Below are 5,051 nucleotides of genomic sequence, written 5' to 3' on the forward strand. Positions count from 1 at the left end.
AGCAGCAGCGCGTGGCCGTGGCCAGGGCGCTGGTCACCGCCCCCGCGCTGCTGCTGGCCGACGAGCCCACCGGCAACCTGGACACCGCCTCCACCCGCGACGTGCTGCGGATCCTCGACCGGCTCAGCGAGTCCGGACGCACGATCGTCCTCATCACCCACGAGGACGACGTGGCCGCGCACGCCAAACGGGTGATCCGGCTGGTGGACGGCGAGATCGTGGAGGACCGCCGCCAGGCGCCGGTCGACGGACCACCCCCGAGGACGGCGGCCAGTGAACCAGCTTGAGATCCTCCGCTTCGCGCTGCGCGGCCTGCTGGCCAACAAGATGCGCAGCGCCCTGACCACCCTGGGCATCCTCATCGGCGTCGCCGCGGTCATCCTGCTGGTGGCGGTCGGCGAGGGCTCCTCGCAGAGCATCCAGAAGAACATCCAGCGCCTCGGCGCCAACACGCTGACGATCTCCCCGTCCTTCTCGGGCGGGGGCGGCGGCGGGGGCGGACTCGGCGGGCGCGCGCCGGGCGGCGGCGGCAACACCGGGCCGCGCACGCAGGCCAGGCAGCTCAGCCTGGCCGACGCCAAGGCGCTCACCGACCGGACGCTCGCGCCGTCGGTCAGGTCCGTCTCGCCGGTGGTCGGCGCCAACTCCGCCACCGCCGCGTACGGCGCCGCCAGCCACACGATCGCGCAGTTCGTCGGCACCTACCCCAGCTACTTCGAGGCCATGAACAAGCCGGTGGCCAAGGGCACGTACTTCTTCAACGACGACGTGCTGGCCGCCAGGAAGGTCGTGGTGCTCGGCCAGACGGTGGTGGAAGAGCTGTTCGGCGCGGTGGACCCGATCGGCCGGCAGGTCAGCGTGTCCGGGGTGCCGTTCACGGTGGTGGGGGTGCTCAAGGAGAGCGGCTCCACCGGCATGCAGGACGCCGACGACGTGGCCGTGGCGCCGCTGCCCGCCGTGCAGCAGAGCCTGAGCGGGTTCGGCTCGCTGGACTCGATCGTCGTGCAGGCCACCGGGGCCGAGGCCACCACGGCGGCGCAGTCGGAGGTGACCGCCGTCCTGAACCAGCGGCACGGCATCACCGACGGCAACCCCGACTACCGGATACTCAACCAGGCCACCCTGCAGGAGACGGTGAGCGAGGCCACCGGCACGTTCACCGTGCTGCTCGGGGCGGTGGCGGCGATCTCGCTGCTGGTGGGCGGCATCGGCATCACCAACATCATGCTGGTCACCGTGACCGAGCGGACCCGGGAGATCGGCATCCGCAAGGCGATCGGCGCGCCGCGCGGCGCGATCCTGGGCCAGTTCCTGATGGAGGCCACCCTGCTCAGCCTGGTCGGCGGGCTGCTCGGGGTGCTGGTGGCCTTCGTCGGCACCCGGTTCACCGTGGCCGGCATCGAGCCGGTCCTCGTGCCGTCGTCCGTCGCGCTGGCGCTGGGCGTGTCGGTGGGGATCGGGCTGTTCTTCGGCAGTTATCCCGCCAACAGGGCGGCCAAGCTCCGGCCGATCCAGGCCCTGCGGCACGAGTAGGCGGCATGAGTAAGGAGAAAGACATGGACCGGCTCGACTCCTCGCCCTTCCCCGACGACCTGGGGGAGGAGCTCGCCGTCCGGCCGCGCGGCGGCGTCTCGAAGCTGACGCTCGGGCTGGCCGCCGGGGTGGTGCTGGTGGCCGGCGTGCTCATCGGCATCCAGGCGGGCAAGCTGTTCGGCACGTCCGACGCCGCGCCGGCCGCCGCGCAGCTCGGGCGTACGAACGGCCAGTTCCCCGGCGGCGGCTACGCCCAGCGCGGCTCCGGCACCCAGAACGGCGCCCAGAACGGCGGGTTCGGGCAGCGCATGGGCGGCGGCACGGTCGGCACCGTCGAGAAGGTCGACGGCGACAAGATCTACGTCAGAACCATGGACGGCGCCACGGTGACGGTCACCACCAGCGACCAGACCACGGTCCAGATCTCCAGGCCCGGCAAGGTCGCCGACCTGGCCGCCGGCACCACCGTCGTGGTGCGCGGGCAGCAGTCCGGCGACGGCTCGGTCACCGCGACCGCCATCACCCAGGGAGCCCAGGGCACGCCGGGAGGGGGCCCGCGATGAACCAGCCCGAGGCCAGGCTGCTGGTGGTCGACGACGAGCCCAACATCAGGGAGCTGTTCTCGGCCAGCCTGCGCATGGCCGGGTTCGAGGTGCTGACCGCCGCCGACGGGCGGGAGGCGCTGCGGGTGGCCGAGGAGAGCACGCCCGACCTGGTGATGCTCGACGTGATGCTGCCCGACATCGACGGCCTGGCGGTCGCGGGAAGGCTGCGGTCCCGCGGCCGCCGGGTCCCGGTGCTCTTCGTGACCGCCAAGGACACGCCGGAGGACCGGATCACCGGTCTCGGCCTCGGCGAGGACTACGTGACCAAGCCGTTCAGCCTGGAGGAGGTCATCGCGCGGATCCGGGCGGTGCTGCGCAGGACCCGCAGGGGCGCGCCGCCGCCCCACCGGCTGAGCGTCGCCGACCTGGAGCTGGACGAGGAGAGCCACGAGGTGTGGCGCGACGGCGTCCCGGTGCGGCTGTCGCCGACGGAGTTCCGGCTGCTGCGGTACTTCATGCTGAACGTCGGCCGGGTGCTGTCCAAGACGCAGATCCTCGACCACGTCTGGAACGGCGACTGGCGCACCGACGTGGGCCTGGTCGAGTCGTACGTGTCGTACCTGCGGCGCAAGATCGACACCGGCGACCGGAAGTACCTGCACACGCTGCGCGGGGTCGGCTACATCCTGCGCCCGCCGCGCATATGAGGAAGCACCTCGCCCGCGCCCCGCTCTGGCTGCGCCTGGTCTCGGCCACGCTGCTGCTGGTCACCCTCGCCATCACGGTGACCGGCCTGTTCGCCGTGCGGCTGCTGCGCGGATACCTGGTCGAGCGGGTGGACCGGCAACTGGTGGCGGCCGCCGCGCCGCGCGACCTGCCGCCGCCGCCCGAGGCGTGGCCGGCCGGGCGGCAGCCGCAGCGCTTCTTCGGGCTGTTCCACTCGGTGCTGGTGGACGCGGGCGGCGCCACCGTACGGGTGCTGACCGAGTCCACCGAGGAGCACACGCCCAAGCTGCCCCGGCTGACCAGCGCGGACGTCGCCGCGCGCGGCGGGCGGCCGTTCACCGTCGAGTCGCGCGCGTCCGGCGGGCCGGACTGGCGGGTGGTCGCCGTCCCGGCCCGCGACGGCGACAGCCGGGTGATCGCCATCAGCCTCGGCGACGTCGAGGGCACGGTGGCCAGGCTCGCCCTCATCGTGGCCTTCGCCGGCGGCGGCACGCTGGCCGTGCTGGGCGTCGCCTGCTACTGGCTGGTACGGCGGAGCCTGCGCCCGCTGCGCGAGATCGGCCGCACCGCCAGGGACATCGCGGGCGGCGACCTGTCGCGCCGGGTGCCGATGTGGGCGAGCACCACCGAGGTCGGCAAGCTGGGCCGCTCGCTCAACGGCATGCTCGCCCAGATCGAGTCGGCGGTCCGCGAGCGGGAGGCGGCGGCCGAGTCGGCGCGCGAGTCGGCGACGGCGGCACGGCGTTCGGAGGAGGTCATGCGCCGGTTCATGGCCGACGCCTCGCACGAGCTGCGCACGCCGCTCACCTCGATCAGGGGGTTCGCCGAGCTGTTCCGGCTGGGGAAGGAGAAGGACCTGGCCGAGGCCGTGCGGCTGCTGAGCCGGATCGAGGGGCAGGCCGCGCGCATGGGCCTGCTGGTGGAGGACATGCTGCTGCTGGCCAGGCTGGACCAGCGGCGGGAGCTGGCACGACGGCCGGTGGACCTGCTCAGCCTGGCCGCGACCGCCGTGATCGACGCCCAGACGCTCGCCCCCGACCGGCGGATCGAGCTGGTCCGCCTGGACGGCGGCGAGGGCGAGGTGCTGGTGACCGGCGACGAGTCGCGGCTCGGCCAGGTGGTCGGGAACCTGGTGGGCAACGCGCTGCAGCACACGCCCCCCGGGACGCCGTTCGAGGTGCGCGTCGGCGTGGACGGCGAGCGGGCCGTGGTGGAGGTGGCCGACGAGGGGCCGGGGTTCCCGCCGGAGGTGGCCGAGCGGGTGTTCGAGCGGTTCTACCGGGCCGATCCGGCGCGCGGGGTGGGCGGGGCCGGGCTCGGCCTGTCGATCGCGGCGACGCTGGTCGAGGCGCACGGCGGCGTCGTCATGGCCGAGGGGGAGCCGGGCAAGGGCGCCCTGTTCCGCGTGCTGCTGCCATCCGCGCAGAGCCCAGGGGGTGTTCAGCCGAAGGTGTAGCCGTACAGGCCGGCCCCCTGGGAGACCTGGCGGAGGCGGCCCAGGCGCAGGCCCGTCTCGCGGACGCCGGGGGCGTACATGACCAGGCCCTGGTCGGGGGCGGCGACCAGCAGCCCGTCCAGGGGGCGGCCGGCGGTCAGCGCGCGGTAGCGGCCGCCCCCGCCGGGCAGCGCGGCCAGCGCGGCGCCGAAGTCGCGTCCCCTGCCCTTGACCAGCAGGTTCCCCTTCCGGGTCAGGCCGCCCGACGCGCGTCCCTGGAGCACCTGGACGGCGTGCTCGCCGGGCACGCCGATGGCCAGCTCGTCCCTGCCGTCGCCGGTGAAGTCCCCGGCGGCCAGCGCCGCGCCGAACCGGTCGTAGTAGCGCGGCTCGCCCTTCAGCGAGCGTTGCGACCACGCCTCGCTGCCGTGGGTGCGCAGGCCGGCGCGCGAGCCGTACAGGACGTCCACGGTGCCGTCGCCGTAGTCCATGGCCCGCTGGTTCTCGCTGAGGCCCTCGCCGGGGACGCCGATCGCCAGGTCGTCGCGGCCGTCGCCGTTGAAGTCGCCGGTGGCCAGGGCCGCGCCGAAGGCGTCCCACTTCTCCGACGCGCCGGCGATCCCCGGCGAGCTCTGCGTGAGCAGCCGGGCCCGGCGGGCGCGCGGGTCGAGCACGGTCACCGATCCCTGGCCGTCCAGGCGCACGCTGTCGGCGGGCGCGCCGACGGCCAGCTCGTCGCGGCCGTCGCCGTCGAAGTCGCCGGCCGCCAGCGCCGCGCCCCACTGGTCGGTGACGTTCGCCGACTGCCGCAC

At 74.2% G+C, this 5,051-nt stretch carries 5 protein-coding genes and 1 pseudogene; 5 read left to right on the top strand and 1 reads right to left on the bottom strand.

The window, feature by feature from the left end; genetic code table 11:
* From ACWEJ6_RS54170 to ACWEJ6_RS54190, 5 genes and pseudogenes are all read left to right on the top strand, one after another.
* Positions 1–287, top strand: a pseudogene (locus ACWEJ6_RS54170) (ABC transporter ATP-binding protein); the annotation flags it as partial.
* The gene (locus ACWEJ6_RS54175) at positions 274–1,533 is read left to right on the top strand and encodes an ABC transporter permease (protein WP_452433563.1); all 1,260 of its coding nucleotides are present in this window, start codon (positions 274–276) and stop codon (positions 1,531–1,533) included. The pseudogene ACWEJ6_RS54170 and the gene ACWEJ6_RS54175, both read left to right, overlap by 14 nt.
* 5 nt (positions 1,534–1,538) lie before the next feature.
* Positions 1,539–2,096: a hypothetical protein gene (locus tag ACWEJ6_RS54180; protein ID WP_452433565.1), complete on the top strand. Its 558-nt coding sequence runs from the start codon at positions 1,539–1,541 to the stop codon at positions 2,094–2,096.
* Entirely contained in the window at positions 2,093–2,785 is a 693-nt protein-coding gene (locus ACWEJ6_RS54185; RefSeq protein WP_358293176.1) for a response regulator transcription factor, read from the top strand. Before ACWEJ6_RS54180 ends, ACWEJ6_RS54185 begins: the two co-directional genes overlap by 4 nt.
* Positions 2,782–4,260, top strand: coding sequence for a sensor histidine kinase (locus ACWEJ6_RS54190; protein WP_452433567.1), 1,479 nt, complete (start codon positions 2,782–2,784; stop codon positions 4,258–4,260). The genes ACWEJ6_RS54185 and ACWEJ6_RS54190 overlap by 4 nt, the downstream gene beginning before the upstream one ends.
* On the opposite strand, the gene ACWEJ6_RS54195 is transcribed toward ACWEJ6_RS54190, so the two are convergent.
* Positions 4,245–5,051, bottom strand: an 807-nt coding sequence (locus ACWEJ6_RS54195; RefSeq protein ID WP_452433568.1) for an FG-GAP repeat protein, incomplete at its 5' end; no start/stop codon positions are given. The two genes, ACWEJ6_RS54190 and ACWEJ6_RS54195, sit on opposite strands and share 16 nt — an antisense overlap.

It is taken from the genome of Nonomuraea sp. NPDC004702 (assembly GCF_053601695.1).

Excerpts from the sequence above, each read along its gene's own strand:
- ACWEJ6_RS54180 (WP_452433565.1), top strand. The coding sequence starts at position 1,539 with ATGAGTAAGGAGAAAGACATGGACCGGCTCGACTCCTCGCCCTTCCCC.
- ACWEJ6_RS54185 (WP_358293176.1), top strand. The coding sequence starts at position 2,093 with ATGAACCAGCCCGAGGCCAGGCTGCTGGTGGTCGACGACGAGCCCAAC.
- ACWEJ6_RS54190 (WP_452433567.1), top strand. The coding sequence starts at position 2,782 with ATGAGGAAGCACCTCGCCCGCGCCCCGCTCTGGCTGCGCCTGGTCTCG.